Origin of the sequence: Staphylococcus sp. HMSC056G08 (assembly GCF_001812305.1) — a bacterium.
GTDB classification, from domain to species: Bacteria; Bacillota; Bacilli; order Staphylococcales; family Staphylococcaceae; genus Staphylococcus; species Staphylococcus simulans.
Map to the genome: position 1 here is coordinate 24011 of NZ_KV808447.1, position 16969 is coordinate 40979.

Genomic DNA, 16969 nt, shown 5'->3' on the forward strand with positions numbered 1-16969 from the left:
TAAAGGTTGAATACAATAGTCTTAAGTGTAAGCGTTTTAAATTTTTTCAGAAAAGGGTATGCAAAAAGTAGAATAGACTGTTAAGAAATGTATATAATGATTCACAAGGTATGACTTAAGGAGGATGTGGAACATGTATAAGCAAGCCAACAAAGATTTATGGACAGGTAGAGTGGATAGTGAAACAGATTCATCGCAATTCAGACACTTCCAAACAATTGAACTAAAAGATATCAATGAAACAAATTTTGATCGAAAACAAGGAACTGGCATTTTAGGCTACGCTGTAGATAAAGGGGTAGAACTGAACAATGGCCGCGTAGGTGCACAAGAGGGACCAGATGCGATACGTAAAGCATTTGCGAACTTATCAGTGTTAACACCTTGCTCAGTTTATGATTATGGCAATGTCTATCATGATCATGACGCATTGATTGAAACACAAGAAGAATATGCAGACTTAGCTTCAAAAATGTTTGACAATCATAATTATTCATTATTAATCGGAGGCGGACATGATATTGCTTATGCACAGTATTTAGCCATGCGTAAACCGCATCCAGATGCATCTATTGGCGTTATTAATATTGATGCGCATTTTGATACAAGAGAAGCAGAATCATCCACTTCAGGAACAAGTTTCAGACAAATTTTAGAAGAAGATGACAATGCGCATTACTTTGTTTTAGGTATTCAACCTGCGAGCAACACAAAACATTTATTTGATTACGCGGAAAAACGTGGCATTGAATATGTCACAGTAGATGAAATCTTACATGAGATTTCTCCAACGATTAAAGATAAAGTAGACCACTTCATTAATAAGCATGACGTGATTATGCTGACGATATGTATGGACGTGGTAGATAGCGCATTTGCGCCAGGTGTCAGTGCACCGGCAGTGAATGGCTTAACACCGCATATTATTTTAGAGTTAACAAGACGTGTCATCGGACATGAGAAGTTAATTTCTGTAAGTATTGCGGAAACTAATCCATTGCATGACGTCGATAATCGCACCGCAAAACTTGTCGCATTATTACTGCATAATTTCATTCATTAATAGATATAAATGAGACGGATACTTCAATTTGTGGAAGTATCCGTCTTATTTTAGTTCATTTTCCAATAATTGATACAGGCATCAATCAATTGATTGGCAGGTTCTGAAAGCTTACGTTTCTCTAGATAGTTTAAATAAATCGTTCGTTCAATATTTGGTTCTAATTTGACCGCATTTAAATGATTTGCTGAAGAAGATTGGTAGTAGAATCTTGGGATGATTGTATGTCCTAAACCTCTATGAACAAGTGTTGTCGCAGTTTCAAAACGATCGACCTCAAGTACAATATTCGGATGAATATTCATATGTTTAAAATATTCATCAACGTGCTTACGGACTTGGTATTGTCGATTAGGCAAGATTAAAGGCAATTGTTGTAATGCTTCAGCGCTGATGCTCTTTTGATCATTAAACGTATTCTTCGGTGTAATCAATACATAAGGCTCTTGGTATAAAGGAACAGAGACAATCCCTTCACGTTGAATGGCTTCATTGAAAATTGCGAATGAAATATCAAAATTCAACAAGCTGGAAATAATATGTTCAAGACTATGTTGTTCGACAATTTGATAGCGCTGTTTATGAAATTGATAATGATGTTGTTGGATGACCATTGCCATCCATGCACTTGTAGACTCTAATATTGAGAGTTTAATGCGTGGTTCATCACTGATATTTAAATCATACATCTGATCTAGCGTACGATGATACATCTCTACTAAGTCTGTCGCATGTTTATAGAATTGAATGCCTTTCTCTGTAATCTTTAAAGCTTTTGTTGTACGGATAAATAGAAGATACCCCAAATCATCTTCTATTTTCTTTATCGCAGTTGTTAAAGATGGCTGACTGATATGTAGAAACTGTGCTGCTTTTGTAAAAGAATTGTATTTAACAACTGCTAAAAAGTACTCTAATTGTATAATTTTCATGAAATTATCCCCCTGATTAGACATGCCGAAATCTTTGTAACACGTGCGTTTTCCCCTTGTTATAGTTTGAAGCTATAAATGATTAGTTTATTGATATTTGAAGCTTATAATCATCTACGCGTATACTTAAGTTGTATTACAAGTTATACAAAAATATTCTAACGCAACAGTTTTAACGCTAAAATTTCGGAATATTCAATAAACTACCACAGTTAATAATCTAAAAATTATAACTATTCATTCATTATAACATGGAATAGTCAGTGTAACTTGTAAGAATGGTAATGTGAGGTCGGTCCGTAAACAAGGGGACGTACATAAAATGAAGGGGATCATTTTTACGTAAGCTGATCGACCTTTCACTATCATTCACAAATTCATAACATGATGCGAAGCTTAAGTCATCGAGAGCCAGTCAGTTGAAACAGCTTTGTCGTACTTGTAAAACAAAGGGGTGTGTCAAGTATGAAAACAGAAGCAGATTTGGTTTCTGGCGATATGGAATTCCAGCCTGAGAGTAAACCCGCTGATAAGCAGACGGGGGTCGGCATGTGGCGGTTTTACGTATTCAGCATTATCGGAATTTTATGTTTCTTCGTACCAGTGACAATTAACGGAACGAACACGATTATTGTAGATCATGTTCATTTATGGATTCGCGCAGCATTCGGAGTAGCAATGCCTTACGTTGCCTTGCTGATGATTTTAGTAGGTGCAGCATTACCGATTATTCGTAAAGACTTTATGAAATCAACGACAGACTTTGTGGTGACTTTATTTAAAGTACTCGGTGCTGTCATTGGTATTATGTATGTCTTTAAAATAGGTCCGGCATTGTTATTTAATCCGAATTACGGACCGTTCTTATTCGATAAGTTGATGTTGCCGCTAAGTATCTTGATTCCAGTCGGTGCCGTGGCACTATCATTACTTGTTGGTTACGGGCTGCTTGAATTTATCGGGGTATTAATGCAGCCGATTATGCGTCCAGTCTTTAAGACGCCAGGTAAATCTGCAGTAGATGCCGTAGCATCTTTCGTCGGAAGTTATTCATTAGGTCTCTTGATTACAAACCGTGTCTATAAAGATGGAATGTATAACAAGAAAGAAGCGGTCATTATCGCGACAGGTTTCTCAACAGTATCCGCAACATTCATGGTAATTGTCGCAAATACATTAGATTTAATGCCGCATTGGAACTTATTCTTCTGGAGTACGTTGATCATTACATTTGTAATGACAGCTATTTCGGCACATTTACCGCCGATTCGTAATGAATCAGAAGAATATTACGAAGGCCAAGAAGGTCAGAAAGAAGTAGAAGTTAACGGCAATCGTGTTGTCGCAGCTTATGATGAAGCAAAACGTCAATCACATGGTTCTTTACCATTACTCAAAAATATTTGGGTGAATGTGAAAGATGGATTTGAAATGACGATGGCGATTTTACCATCTATCTTATCAATCGGATTCTTCGGATTGTTGCTAGCGAATTTCACACCAGTGATTGATTGGTTAAGTTATATTTTTTATCCGTTTATCTATATTTTCCCGATTGCGGATAAACCATTGCTAGCGAAAGCTTCAGCGATTTCACTGATTGAGATGTTCTTACCATCATTATTAGTTGTGAAGTCAACGATGGCAGTTAAGTTAGTGACAGCTATTACAAGTATTTCAGCGATTATCTTCTTCTCAGCGCTGGTACCTTGTATTTTAGCAACGGATATCAAAATTCCAATTTGGAAATTAACTCTGATTTGGTTCATCCGTGTGGCATTAACTTTACTAATCGCAATTCCATTTGCGTTATTAATTTTCTAAATTGAAATCTAAAACTGTGTATTTAATATCATAACTAAACAAAGGAGAGATTGATTATGACTAAAGAAGTAGCAGCGAAAGGCAGACAAATTAAAGCGAAAAAAGGATTGGAAATTGAATGTAAAGGATGGGAACAAGAAGCAGTCCTTCGAATGTTATACAATAACTTAGATCCAGAAGTAGCAGAGCATCCTGAAAAGTTAGTCGTTTACGGGGGTATTGGTAAAGCGGCACGTAACTGGGAAGCTTTTGATGCTATTGTAGATACATTGCGTCGTTTAGAAAGTGATGAAACGATGTTAGTTCAATCTGGTAAACCTGTTGCTGTCTTTAAAACACATGAAGAAGCACCACGAGTATTATTATCGAACTCTGTACTTGTACCGAAATGGGCAAACTGGGAACACTTCCATGAATTAGATAAAAAAGGCTTAATGATGTATGGTCAAATGACAGCGGGAAGCTGGATTTATATCGGTTCTCAAGGGATTGTTCAAGGAACATATGAAACGTTTGCTGAACTCGCAAACCAACATTATAACGGTTCATTAAAAGGTACAATCACATTAACAGCTGGTTTAGGCGGCATGGGTGGTGCGCAGCCATTAGCTGTAACGATGAATGAAGGGGTAGTTATCGGTGTAGATGTGGATCCATCTCGTATCGAAAAACGTATTGAGACACGTTATTGTGATATTATCACAGATTCTTTAGATGAAGCGTTAGAAAAAGCACAAGAAGCGAAAGAAGCAGGCAAACCATTATCTGTTGGTTTAGTCGGCAATGCACCTGAAGTTTATAATGAGATTTTAAAACGTGACTTCAAGATTGATATCATTACAGACCAAACGTCTGCACATGATCCGTTAAACGGCTATGTACCTGAAGGTTATTCTTTAGAAGAAGCGTCAGCGTTACGCGATGCAAATCCTGAAGAATATGTAAAATTATCTTCACAATCAATGAAAAATCATGTAGCAGCAATGTTAGAATTCCAAAAACGTGGTGCAGTAGCATTTGACTATGGTAATAATATCCGTCAAGTAGCGTATGACCAAGGTTTAGAAAACGCTTTTGATTTCCCTGGATTCGTACCAGCATATATCAGACCGTTATTCTGTGAAGGTAAAGGACCTTTCCGTTTTGCGGCATTAAGTGGTGATCCAAAAGACATCGAACGTGCGGACCAAGCAATGCGTGAACTTTTCCCTGAAGATGAGAAGTTAATGCGCTGGTTAGATATGGCAACAGAAAAAATTGCATTCCAAGGTTTACCTTCAAGAATTGCATGGTTAGGTTATGGCGAACGTGCGAAAATGGGCTTGAAATTAAACGAATTAGTACGTAATGGTGAAATCTCAGCACCAGTTGTGATTGGACGTGACCACTTAGACTCAGGTTCAGTAGCTTCACCAAACCGTGAAACTGAATCAATGAAAGACGGTTCAGATGCTGTAGGTGACTGGGCAATCTTAAACGCATTAGTCAATACTGCAGCAGGTGGTTCTTGGATTTCAGTCCACCACGGCGGCGGTGTAGGTATGGGTTATTCATTACATGCCGGTATGGTTGTTGTTGCAGACGGTTCAGATCGTGCAGAAGCACGCTTGAAACGAGTATTAACAACAGATCCGGGTATGGGTGTAGTAAGACATGCTGATGCTGGCTATGATATTGCGATTGATACAGCAAATGAAAAAGGTGTCGATATTCCAATGTTAAAGGAGCAAGATTCTAATGAGTAATGATGTTGTTATCCAAAATATTGCACAATTAATTTTACCGAAGAAAACTGATAAACCTTTAAAAGGCAATCAGTTAAATGAGTTGAAAATCATTGAAAATGCAACATTAGTTGCGAATGACGGTAAAGTAGTTTATGCAGGACCTCATACAGAAGAGTATGATGCACAAGAAGTGGTAGATGCGACAGGCAAAGTCGTATCTCCTGCTTTGGTTGATGCACATACACACTTAGTATTCGGCAGTTCAAGAGAGCATGAAATGGCATTAAAACAACAAGGCGCGTCTTATCTAGAAATTCTAGAACAAGGCGGCGGTATTCTATCTACAGTTAAAGCAACACGTGAGGCAACTGAAGATGAGTTGTTAAAGAAAACAGACAAGTCTTTACGTGAAATGATGTCTTATGGTGTCTTAACAGTAGAAAGTAAGAGTGGATATGGATTAGATAAAGAGAATGAATTGAAACAATTAAAAGTGTCACATGCTTTAGAGAAAAAGTATGGCATTACAATGAAACACACATTCCTAGGGCCACACGCTGTGCCGAAAGAAGCGGAATCTAATCAAGCATTCTTACAAGAGATGATTGACTTATTACCAGAAGTAAAAGAATATGCAGACTTTGCGGATATCTTCTGCGAAACGGGCGTCTTCACAGTTGATGAATCACGTGAATATATGAAAGCAGCTAAAGAACAAGGCTTTGATGTGAAAATTCACGCAGATGAGATTGATCCTTTAGGTGGTTTAGGTGTTGCGATTGAACAAGGTGCGATTTCAGCTGATCACTTAGTCGCTTCAAGTGAAGAAGATAAACAAGCATTAAAAGATAGCGACACAGTTGCGGTTGTTTTACCAGGAACAACATTCTATTTAGGTAAAGATCAATACGCAGATGCACGCGGTATGTTGGATAATAATGGTGCAGTAGCCATTGCCTCTGACTTCAACCCAGGCAGTAACGTAACGAATAATTTACAAATGGTTATGGCAATTGCAGCACTGAAATTAAAATTAACTCCAAATGAAATTTGGAACGCAGTCACAGTCAATGCGGCAAAAGCAATTGATGCAGATGCAGGTACGTTAGAACAAGACGACCGCGCAAACTTCGTGATTTGGAATGTACCGAATTATGAATATGTACCATACCATTATGGTATCAACCATGCGGAATATGTTTATAAAGACGGTAAGTTATTTATTGACAACCGTATTGAAGTACAACAATAAGTTTTAACTATCAGTTAAACACAACTTTTTACAGCCATGCTTATGATTTCTCATAAGTGTGGCTGTTTTTTTGCTTCTTAATAGTCTGACAATTTATGTTAAGATAAGTGCATAGAGAAGTGGGTGGGTGAAAAAATTGGAACGTCAAATGTATGTGAATCAATGGAAAGGTGATATCAAAGACAATGTGTTGGCAGGTATTTTAATTGCGTTATCTGCATTGCCTGGTGCAATTGCTTATTCATTTATTGTCGGCATGAACCCTTCAATCGGCTTATTGAGTATGGGGATTATGATGATTGTACTCAGTCTGACTGCAGGCAGGACTTTAATGATTACAGGACCAAGCAGTGGTATAGCCTTAGTCGCAGCACCTCTAGTCATGCATCATGGTGTCGGATACTTAATCTGTGCAACGATTGTCATGGGGATACTCCAATTAGGCATGGGTGCGTTAAATGTAGGACGATTGATTGAACGCATTCCTCAAGCAGTTGTAATCGGCTTTATGAATGCCTTAGCTTTATTATTAATGTCTTCGCAAATCGATAATATTTTCAACATTTCAATCGCAACGTATGTTTTTGCGATAGTCTCTTTTTTAATCATTTGGTTCGCGCCCCGATTCATTTCGTTTATTCCAGCACCTTTGATCTCAATTATTGTCTTAACCATTATTGCACATCTTATTCACCCGAAACTACATTATGTAAAAGATTTAGCGGATATCTATGTGGTATTACCTAAACTCCAATGGTCTCAGTTTCATCTGTTTACAGAAAGTCATGCCTTAATGGTTATTGTGGGTTACGGTATCACGATGGCAATTGTAGGTACACTGCAATCTTTATTGACTGCACAAGCATTAGATGTGCTAACAAATGAAAAGAGTTGTTTAAATCAAGAATCAGCTGCACAAGGACTTGCGAATTTAGCAGCAGGATTATTTGGTGGTTTTGGAGGCAGTGCATTAGTCGGTCAATCAAAATTTAATGTGAAAGTCGGTGCAACTGCACGTTATGCGACCTTAGTGACTGCTTTGTTTTTATTATTGACGATTTACGTCTTAGGGCCTGTTATCGCACTGATTCCAATGGTCGTACTCGCGACTGTATTAGTTTCGATTGCGTTGAATACTTTTGATAGACGTACTATACAAGCGATTAAAGCGAAGCCTCTGTTAAATACCGCAACGATTATCGGTACGATGATTGTCACGTTAGTAACGAATAATTTAGCCTTTGGTGTCGCGGCAGGTTCAGCAATATATTTAGTGATCTACGTTGTAAGTAAAGGAAGGGAAAGTTTATGAGTCATTTTGAACAATTAGTCGAATGGAGACGTATGTTTCATCAGCATCCAGAAGTTTCTTATCAAGAATATGACACTACTGCGCGTTTAAAAGAAATTTTAGAAGAACATGAGATCAAAATTATAGATTATCCACTAGACACAGGATTAGTGGCAGAAATCGGTGAAGGTGAAACGATTGTTGCGTTACGTACAGACATTGATGCTTTACCGATAGAAGAACAAGTAGATAGTGAAATCACGTCACAAAATAAAGGTGTAATGCATGCTTGCGGACATGATATACATATGGCAAGTATTTTAGGTGCTGCATTGTTGCTGAAAGAGAAAGAAGCAGAATTGCCTGGACGTGTGCGTATTTTATTCCAAGCTGCCGAAGAAGTGGGTAGCGGTGCACAACAAATGGTAGAAGCGGGTGTATTAGAAGGTGTTAAAGCTGTGACAGGTTTTCACAATGATCCAACATTAAAAGTGGGCACGTTAGCGATTAAACCAGGTGCGATGACTTCAGCAGTAGATCGCTTCTTTATTCGAATCAAAGCAAAAGGGGGTCACGCCGCAAAACCTGAAGAAAGCAATGACCCGATGATTATTTTAGGTCAATTATTAACGAGTGTGCAGTCTATCGTCAGTCGTAATGTTTCAGCCTTTGATTCTGCAGTTGTGACAATTGGGGAAGTATCAGCTGGCAACACGTGGAATGTGATTCCAGATTCAGCATGCATTCAAGGAACAGTTCGAACATTTAATAATGAAACACGTGCACTTGCAGAACAACGTCTACAAAGTATTTGTGATGGTTTAGCATCTGCCTTTAATGCGGAGATTGAATTAGAATATATTCATTTACCGAATGCAGTCATGAATCATGAAACATTAACACATATTGCACAAGAAGCGGCAGAAGAGACAGGTTATAAAGTTGAACAATTGAGCCAACCTAAAACAATTGGTGAAGATTTCTCAGCTATGAGTGATACTGTTCCTGGTGTTTTCAGTTTCATCGGTTCACAATCTGATTATGATTTACATCATCCGAAATATAACCCGAATGAAGACATTTTGAAAAAAGCGCCTGAGTTTCTTGCGAATTTAGTTCAAAAATTATTTTAATTTGCCGATGAATGAAATATGGATTTTGTGGTATATCAATAGAGAGACAAATAATTGAGGAGTGATAGATAATGGCACCACAAGATCCACGTACAAAATTCTCTGATCAAGATTATCCAAAACAAGAACAAGAATGGCCAGGTTTCCAAACAGATATGGATCCAAAACCAGACTGTGGCGAAACATCATATAAAGGACATGGACGCCTTGAAGGCTTGAAAGCATTAGTTACAGGCGGTGACTCTGCGATTGGTCGTGCAGTCGCAATTGCGTATGCACGTGAAGGAGCGTCAGTTGTGATTAACTATCATCCAAAAGAAGAAGAAGACGCACAAGAAGTTAAGAAAGTTATTGAAGATACAGGCGGAACTGTTTATTTAAAACCAGGTGATTTATCAGATGAACAATTCAACTACGATTTAGTTGAATATGCACACGAAACGCTTGGCGGTTTAGACAATGTGACATTGGTTGCTGGACATCAGCAATACCATGAAGGATTCGAAAACTTCAAAACAGAAGATTTCACACAAACATTCACAACGAATGTGTATTCATTATTCTGGACAGTTCAAAAAGCACTTGAGTATCTAAAACCAGGTGCGACAATCACTACGACAACATCTATTCAAGGTTATGACCCTAATCCAATCTTGCATGACTATGCGGCTACAAAAGCTGCGATTATTTCACTAACAAAAAGCTTAGCAAAAGAATTAATCGATAAAGGTATCCGCGTGAACTCAGTAGCACCCGGACCATTCTGGTCACCGCTTCAAATCTCAGGTGGTCAACCGCAAAGTAAAATTCCTGAATTCGGTCAAAGTTCAATGATGGGCCGTGCAGGTCAGCCAGTGGAATTAGCAGGCACTTATGTCTTACTTGCTTCAGACGAATCAAGTTATACAACAGGACAAGTGTATGGCGTAACAGGCGGTAAACAAATTAACTAACCTATGATTAAGACAGCGTTCCAACAATGAATGGAACGCTGTTTTTATACATACAAACACATTATTCGCAAAGTAAGGTTTAGTTTATTATGCTATAGGTATAATTAGTATAGTAACTAAGGAGGCAGAATGATGAAACATTTTAACCCTAAAGATTTAACGCAAAGAGAAAATTATAAATTATTAAGCGGCAGCGTCTTACCAAGACCGATTGCTTTTGTGACTTCTCAAGATAAAGAAGGTCATTTAAATGCGGCACCATTCAGTTTCTTTAATGTGGTCAGCAGTCATCCGCCGATGATTATGATTTCAACTGGACGCACAGAAGGTGTCCGTAAAGATACAGCACAAAACATTATTGATACTGGAGAATTTGTGGTACACATTTCTGAATTGTCTATGATTGAAGGTATTAATAATACTGCTGCACCGATTGAACGTGAAGCAAATGAGTTAGAACGTACAGATTTTAAAACAATTCCTTCAGATGTCGTTAATGTACCAGCAGTCGAAGGGGCGCGAATCCGATTTGAGTGTAAACTGGATCGTGTGATTGAACTCGGTGATGACAAAGCGGGCAGCGATTTAATCTTAGGTGAAGTTGTACGTTATCACATCGCTGATGATGTTTATATCGAACCGCATAAAATTGATGTGCAAGCGTTACATCCTGTTGGTCGTTTAGCAGGTAATGATTATGTAAAATTAGGTCAAGAATTTGAATTAGAAAGACCAACAGAATAATTGCTTAATGAAAAGTTCATACTTTGATGATTGACTAACTATTACAATCATGATAGGTTTAAAAAGATTCAAAAAATAAAAATAAATATAGCTTATCAAGAGAGGTGGAGTGATGGGCACTTTGAAACCTCGGCAACATGGTTCGCTGATAGCGACGCGTGTGCCAATTCCCATAGCAACTATTTGCTAAGAGATAAGAAACATAATGTATCCTTTTTTCTTAGCTGAAAAAAGGATTTTTTAATATCATGAGTGAGGTGTTTGAATCATGTCTGAACAGAAACAAAAGGGCAATGCAGTCGCACTGATTCCTTTAATTCTATTTGTCGGTTTATTTTTAGGAGTTGGGATTATTACTGGCGACTTTACGAAGATGCCGTTAAATATTGCGATTACGATTGCGGTTATTGTCGCATTAATAATGAATCGCAAAGAAAAATTCACAGAGAAAGTTGAAGTCTTCACCAAAGGTGCAGGCCATTCTAATATTATTTTGATGGTCTTGATTTTCGTTTTAGCCGGCGCATTTTCAAAAGTGACTGAAGATATGGGCGGCGTGAAATCTACCGTTAATTTAGGATTAAGTTTAATTCCAGGCAACTTATTGATTATCGGTTTGTTTATTATTTGTATGTTCGTTTCTATTTCTATGGGGACATCAGTTGGTACAGTCGCAGCCATTGCACCAGTCGGCTTTGGGATTAGTGAGGCGACTGATATTTCAGCAGCACTAGCCATGGCAACAGTTGTCGGCGGTGCGATGTTCGGAGATAACTTATCTATGATTTCAGATACGACAATTTCTGCAGTACGTACACAACATACAAAAATGAGTGATAAGTTCAAAGTAAACTTTAAAATTGTATTGCCAGGTGCCATTTTAACGATGGTTATTTTAGGTATTTTGACACATAGCGCAACAATCAGCAGTACAAAAGATTACAGCTTTGAATTTATTAAAGTGATTCCATATTTATTAGTTTTAATCTTAGCTTTGATCGGTGTGAATGTGATTATTGTTTTGATAGGTGGAACAGTACTCTCAGGTATTATCGGTTTAATCGACGGCTCATTTAACTGGATCGGATTCTTGAAAGCCGCTTCAGAAGGTATGATCGGCATGGAAGATATTGCGATTATCGCATTAATGATCGGTGGTTTAATCGGCATCATTCAACATAATGGCGGTATTACATCGCTACTTAATTTTGTTCGCAGCAAGGTCAAATCAAGACGCGGTGCAGAGTTCGGTATCGCAAGTTTAGTCAGTGCCGCAGATATTTCAACTGCGAATAATACGATTTCTATTTTAATGGCAGGTCCACTAGCTAAAAATATCGCAGATGAATATGATATCGACCCAAGAAAATCAGCAAGTATTTTAGATATTTTCGGCAGCTGTTTCCAAGGCCTTTTACCTTATAGTCCGCAAGTCATTGCGGCTGCAGGCGTCGCAGGTATTTCGCCATTTATGCTAGTGCCTTATTCGATTTATCCGATTATTTTAGGAATCAGCGGATTAGCCGCAATCATCTTTAATTTTCCAAAACTGAATAAACGTAAACAAAAAGCGTAAATAATTTTTACTTTCTCACTTGAAAAATGTTAAAGTAATCTTGTTGTGAAATAACCACAGAGGCATAGTGACAAATGCTTTGCTAGTAGGATTACTTTGGCTTATGCTTCTAAATGCGTTAGAATAATAAAGAGTGCGAAAGTAGGTGACGACAGAGTGGCAAGATATAATATTGAAAATGACGTCGTAGTCATATCATTGGAACGTTTTATGCGCATCCCGCCCGAATTGATTTATCAAGCTTGGACAGATGCGGATATCATGAGACGTTGGTTCATGACTTCTAACCGTTCAAATCAATCGATTGACTTGATTCCAGAAGAAGGCAGACGTTATGAAATTGTTGATGAACGTAACGGTAAAAAGAACAGAGTAACAGGGGTCTTCCAAGAACTAGAAGCACCTAACCGAATTGTGATGACCATCGGTATGCCTGAACTGAGCGACAAAGAAGATACGATTGAAGTAGAAATTTTTGAACGTGAACCAGGTTCAGACATGACACAAATGAACTTCCGTTATACTGCTGTTGTTCCGAAAGAAAGACGTTGGACAACTTTGGAATACAAACAGCAGAAGAAAGAATATCATGATGCGACGGCACACGGCTTTGAAAATATGTTCATTAAGCTTCAAGACATTTTAAGAGAAATGCAAGAAGACAAAGAAGAATTTTAATCAAAACAAGCGACACACAATGCTAGAAAGCAGCGTATGTCGCTTGTTTTATTTTATATATTCAATTTTCAACAATTAGACAGTTTCTTGACCACGTTTATTCCAAGTCAGAATAAAGCTTAACATAGCTAGAATACTAATCACTGTTAATAAGATGAAACCTGCATCCCAACCAAATTGATCAACCACGAAACCAAGTACGATGTTAGCCATGACTGCACCAAATAGGTAACCGAATAAACCTGTTAACCCGGCAGCTGTTCCTGCTGCTTTCTTAGGTACATAATCTAATGCTTGCAAGCCTATTAACATCACTGGTCCATAGATTAAGAAACCAATCGCTACGAGTGCTAAGTTATCTACTAATGGATTACCTGGAGGGTTTAACCAGTAGATTAATACGAAAATAGTTACACCTAACATAAAGAAGAAACCTGCTGGACCACGACGTCCTTTGAAGAGTTTATCTGAGATCCAACCACACAGTAATGTCCCAGGAATCCCAGCCCACTCGTAAAGGAAGTAAGCCCATCCAGAGGATTTCATATCGAAATGTTTCTCTTCGCTTAAATAGACTGGTGCCCAGTCAAGTACACCATAACGAACGAAGTAGACGAAGATATTTGCGAAAGCGATTGCCCATACCCATTTGTTATTCAACACATATTTGAACAAGATTTCTTTGGTAGTTAATTCTGTTTCAAGTGTTGTTCTTGAAGCGGTCGGATAATCATTACGATAGGCTTCAATCGGTGGTAAACCTTGTGATTGTGGTGTATCTCTAATTAAGATATAAGAGATGATCGCAATGATAATCGCAAGTAATGCTGGATAAATGAAGACACCCTCAAATCCTTTTAGATAACCGAAGTTATATAAGGCAGTCATAGAAATACCCCAAGTCGCAATCGGTGCCATTAAGCCGCCGCCGACATTATGTGCGACGTTCCAAATGGCTGTTTTACTGCCTCGTTCACTCACACTGAACCAATGGACGAGGACACGTCCTGAAGGCGGCCACCCCATACCTTGGAACCAGCCGTTTAAGAACAGCATAATAAACATGATTAAAATGCTTGAAGTAAAGAATGGAACAAAACCAAGCAACAGATTGACAATTGCAGTCAAAATCAATCCTAGTGTTAAGAACATGCGTGCGTTGCTTCGGTCACTGACAGTTCCCATCACAAATTTACTAAAACCGTATGCGATTGAAACGGCTGACAGGGCAATACCTAATTGACCTTTACTGAACCCCTGTTCAATCAAATCAGGCATCGCAAGAGAAAAGTTTTTGCGTAATAAATAATAACCCGCATAACCGATGAAGATACCTAAGAATACTTTCATTCGTAGTTGTTTATATGTATCATCAACTTGCTCTTTTGGTAGAGGAACAATCGGCTTTGGCGGTTTTAAGAAGTTAAACAAGAAAGCGCCTCCTTTACAAATAATTAACTTAATCTTAATACTAAATTTACAAAAGAGCAATGAACATTTTTATTTTTTAGTTTTAATATAAAAAAGACACTCCAATCATGGAATGTCAGAACGGTACAATCTATTATGAGATTGTAGAATATTTATGCTGAGCGATGCGTGGTCTGTAGTTCGCACCTAATACATCGATATTTTGTGTCGCAAGCGCATGAATCAATTTAGATAATACGTGCGGTGTACATGAAATATCAATGTGATACGTTGTGAGTACATATTTAATGTCTTCTTGATGTTTAAGAAACTGCATAATATCAATGATTTTATCTTTGACAAACATATCTTGTAAACCGTCAATTTTAAGTTTGAAATGCATAGAAGCTTGAATATTCGGCGCAAATTGATAGACGAAGTCTTTGTCTGCAAAAGGTAAAATCTGGTAGATAGGGTAGTTGTGATAACTTAAGAAACTGATGAAGTAAGGCAGGTTGCATTTTGGAATACGGACTTTTAAAACAGGCTGTTGTTTAATTCGAGTGAATTCTGCTTGAACAGCGTGACTGCTTTGAAGTTGTCTGCATAATTTTAATAATTGTCTTCGCTTAAGCCATGTTGATAGATGCCCTATATTAATAATAAAAGTGTCATATTTATCTATAAACATAGACAATTCCTCCAGAAGTATAGTTTATATTTGAGTGGCATAAGATGGATGGATTGCGTGTTGTTCAAATTCATTGTAAATTGTATCACGCTTTAAAAACTTTTTCACTAGGACTTTTGGACGAAATGAAGATAATTGTTAATTTTGTCATTTTTTCAATATAATGAGTGTAATACATAGGAAAGAAAGAGAGTGAATACATCATGCGATATAGAGCAGTCGTATTTGATTTTGATGGTACGATTATTGATACAGAACAACATTTGTTTGATGTGATCAATCAACATTTAACTACACATCAAAAAAATCCAATTTCAGTAGATTTTTATCGTCAATCCATCGGCGGTGCAGCCAAGGATTGCATCAATATATAGAATCACAAATAGGAGAAGAAGCAACTAAGGCATTGTATGATGATCATCATCAACAAAGTCGACATCTATCGATGATTGAAAATATTAGTCGTTTGATGGAACATTTAGAGGCTAAACATATTCCTTTTGCGATTGCGACGAGCAGTAGTCGTGAAGCGATTCAACCTGCACTTCAAGCATTAGGATTAACAAAGCGGGTTGCAGTGATTGTCGGAAGAGAAGATGTAGAAGCGGTCAAACCTGAACCAGACTTATACTTAACTGCGGTTCAACAATTGAATATGAATCCAGTGAGTTGTTTAGCTATTGAAGATTCAGTCAATGGTGCAACTGCTGCAGAACGTGCGGGACTTGGAGTAATTGTAAATACTAATCAGATGACTGAACAGATGGATTTCAGCAATTTAAATTTAGAAGGAATGAATTTAGATGCTGAAACAATTATGAAACAATATTTTTAAGTGAGCAGGTGAGCGCATGTTGCTATTATTCTTTTTAGCAGGACCGTTAATTATTGGCGTTGGAAACTTAATACTTGCACCTATCTTTAATAGAAGGGTGCCGATGAATGTCAGGTTTCGCGCGTTCATGATAGGTTCTATGATTTACTTGATATCTGCCTACTTAGTTTATCAGTTTGTGTTGAAAGGGCAGTTATAACCTTAATGAGCAACTGATGGAAAAAGAGGATACGAACCATTAATGAAATTAAAATTATAATAAAAACAGAGGGTTCAAAAGTTAACGGCTTTTGAATCCTCTGTTTTGTTTATTTCAACATATAAACTAGACCGACGATGACTAAGACTAATAAAATTGCGTCTACTCCAATCATTAATGCACGACGGTTTGCTTGTTCACCTTGTGCTTTCAAACGTTTGTACATGAGATAGTTTGGTACAAGGTTGATGATAAGGAGCACAATGATAATAATAATTAAGGTAAGCTTCACTCTGATTCTCCTTTATGATCCTTTGATAAATAATCCCAGAGAAAGGCAATGACAATACCAAGTACTAGGCCAAGGCCTACTCCAAGTTTCATATGATTTGTAAAGTGTCCGATAACAATACCGAGTATAACGGTAATCGGTAATACAATCCCGACTTTCATTTTTTTAGCTGGAGAAGTCAATGCGCTAAACAAAGCGACATAGCATACACCGAATACCACAGCAGCAATTACCGACATAATTAAAGTATGTGTCAGCGATTCTTGACTGGCTGAGCGGTTTAAGAAAAAGAATAACGCACCAAATATAAATGTATATAATAGTCCGCGTGAAACTAATTGTTTAGACAATGTTGACGTCTCCTTTCAA

General features: G+C 37.7%; 16 protein-coding genes, 1 pseudogene and 1 riboswitch. Of the genes and pseudogenes, 12 read left to right on the forward strand and 5 right to left on the reverse strand.

Annotation, left to right across the window (positions count from 1 at the left end; translation table 11 throughout):
* Nucleotides 1-133 precede the first annotated feature (133 nt).
* Nucleotides 134-1063, forward strand: coding sequence for a formimidoylglutamase (gene hutG, locus HMPREF2846_RS03095; protein WP_070625671.1), 930 nt, complete (start codon nucleotides 134-136; stop codon nucleotides 1061-1063).
* Nucleotides 1064-1113: 50 nt separating this feature from the next.
* On the opposite strand, the gene HMPREF2846_RS03100 is transcribed toward hutG, so the two are convergent.
* Nucleotides 1114-1995 carry a LysR family transcriptional regulator gene (locus tag HMPREF2846_RS03100; RefSeq protein WP_070625673.1) on the reverse strand — a complete coding sequence of 294 codons (882 nt, stop codon included), beginning with the start codon at nucleotides 1993-1995 and terminating at the stop codon, nucleotides 1114-1116.
* A gap of 498 nt (nucleotides 1996-2493) precedes the next feature.
* On the opposite strand from HMPREF2846_RS03100, the gene HMPREF2846_RS03105 reads away from it, so the two are divergent.
* The 9 genes from HMPREF2846_RS03105 (at nucleotide 2494) to HMPREF2846_RS03145 (ending at nucleotide 13173) form a co-directional block, all read left to right on the forward strand.
* Nucleotides 2494-3819 carry a YjiH family protein gene (locus tag HMPREF2846_RS03105; protein ID WP_176745465.1) on the forward strand — a complete coding sequence of 442 codons (1326 nt, stop codon included), beginning with the start codon at nucleotides 2494-2496 and terminating at the stop codon, nucleotides 3817-3819.
* Nucleotides 3820-3875: 56 nt separating this feature from the next.
* On the forward strand, nucleotides 3876-5564 hold the full coding sequence (gene hutU / locus HMPREF2846_RS03110) for a urocanate hydratase (RefSeq protein ID WP_057509931.1): 1689 nt from the start codon (nucleotides 3876-3878) through the stop codon (nucleotides 5562-5564).
* Complete coding sequence (gene hutI, locus HMPREF2846_RS03115; RefSeq protein WP_070625677.1) at nucleotides 5557-6798, forward strand: imidazolonepropionase; 1242 nt, start codon at nucleotides 5557-5559, stop codon at nucleotides 6796-6798. The genes hutU and hutI overlap by 8 nt, the downstream gene beginning before the upstream one ends.
* 127 nt (nucleotides 6799-6925) lie before the next feature.
* The gene (locus tag HMPREF2846_RS03120) at nucleotides 6926-8110 is read left to right on the forward strand and encodes a SulP family inorganic anion transporter (protein WP_306806996.1); all 1185 of its coding nucleotides are present in this window, start codon (nucleotides 6926-6928) and stop codon (nucleotides 8108-8110) included.
* Entirely contained in the window at nucleotides 8107-9222 is a 1116-nt protein-coding gene (locus tag HMPREF2846_RS03125; protein WP_070625679.1) for an amidohydrolase, read from the forward strand. Before HMPREF2846_RS03120 ends, HMPREF2846_RS03125 begins: the two co-directional genes overlap by 4 nt.
* Before the next feature lie 71 nt (nucleotides 9223-9293).
* On the forward strand, nucleotides 9294-10175 hold the full coding sequence (locus tag HMPREF2846_RS03130) for an SDR family oxidoreductase (RefSeq protein WP_023015032.1): 882 nt from the start codon (nucleotides 9294-9296) through the stop codon (nucleotides 10173-10175).
* A gap of 132 nt (nucleotides 10176-10307) precedes the next feature.
* Complete coding sequence (locus HMPREF2846_RS03135) at nucleotides 10308-10919, forward strand: flavin reductase family protein (RefSeq protein WP_070625681.1); 612 nt, start codon at nucleotides 10308-10310, stop codon at nucleotides 10917-10919.
* Between the two features lie 89 nt (nucleotides 10920-11008).
* Nucleotides 11009-11119, forward strand: a riboswitch (SAM riboswitch).
* Between the two features lie 68 nt (nucleotides 11120-11187).
* On the forward strand, nucleotides 11188-12495 hold the full coding sequence (locus tag HMPREF2846_RS03140; RefSeq protein WP_070625683.1) for a Na+/H+ antiporter NhaC family protein: 1308 nt from the start codon (nucleotides 11188-11190) through the stop codon (nucleotides 12493-12495).
* A 156-nt stretch (nucleotides 12496-12651) separates the two neighbouring features.
* Nucleotides 12652-13173: an SRPBCC family protein gene (locus tag HMPREF2846_RS03145; protein ID WP_002479660.1), complete on the forward strand. Its 522-nt coding sequence runs from the start codon at nucleotides 12652-12654 to the stop codon at nucleotides 13171-13173.
* Between the two features lie 75 nt (nucleotides 13174-13248).
* Here the strand turns inward: HMPREF2846_RS03145 and glpT are convergent, their stop codons facing one another.
* A complete protein-coding gene (gene glpT, locus HMPREF2846_RS03150; RefSeq protein WP_070625685.1) occupies nucleotides 13249-14604 on the reverse strand; it encodes a glycerol-3-phosphate transporter in 1356 nt (451 codons plus the stop codon).
* Between the two features lie 133 nt (nucleotides 14605-14737).
* The gene (locus tag HMPREF2846_RS03155; RefSeq protein WP_002479658.1) at nucleotides 14738-15274 is read right to left on the reverse strand and encodes a hypothetical protein; all 537 of its coding nucleotides are present in this window, start codon (nucleotides 15272-15274) and stop codon (nucleotides 14738-14740) included.
* Nucleotides 15275-15477: 203 nt separating this feature from the next.
* On the opposite strand from HMPREF2846_RS03155, the pseudogene HMPREF2846_RS03160 reads away from it, so the two are divergent.
* A pseudogene (locus HMPREF2846_RS03160) lies at nucleotides 15478-16109 on the forward strand (HAD-IA family hydrolase).
* 16 nt (nucleotides 16110-16125) lie between these two features.
* The gene (locus HMPREF2846_RS14660) at nucleotides 16126-16308 is read left to right on the forward strand and encodes a hypothetical protein (RefSeq protein WP_070468812.1); all 183 of its coding nucleotides are present in this window, start codon (nucleotides 16126-16128) and stop codon (nucleotides 16306-16308) included.
* A gap of 109 nt (nucleotides 16309-16417) precedes the next feature.
* Here the strand turns inward: HMPREF2846_RS14660 and HMPREF2846_RS03165 are convergent, their stop codons facing one another.
* Complete coding sequence (locus tag HMPREF2846_RS03165; protein ID WP_002479655.1) at nucleotides 16418-16600, reverse strand: hypothetical protein; 183 nt, start codon at nucleotides 16598-16600, stop codon at nucleotides 16418-16420.
* Nucleotides 16597-16950, reverse strand: a complete 354-nt coding sequence (locus HMPREF2846_RS03170; RefSeq protein ID WP_023015028.1) for a hypothetical protein — start codon at nucleotides 16948-16950, stop codon at nucleotides 16597-16599. The genes HMPREF2846_RS03165 and HMPREF2846_RS03170 overlap by 4 nt, the downstream gene beginning before the upstream one ends.
* Between the last annotated feature and the right edge of the window lie 19 nt (nucleotides 16951-16969).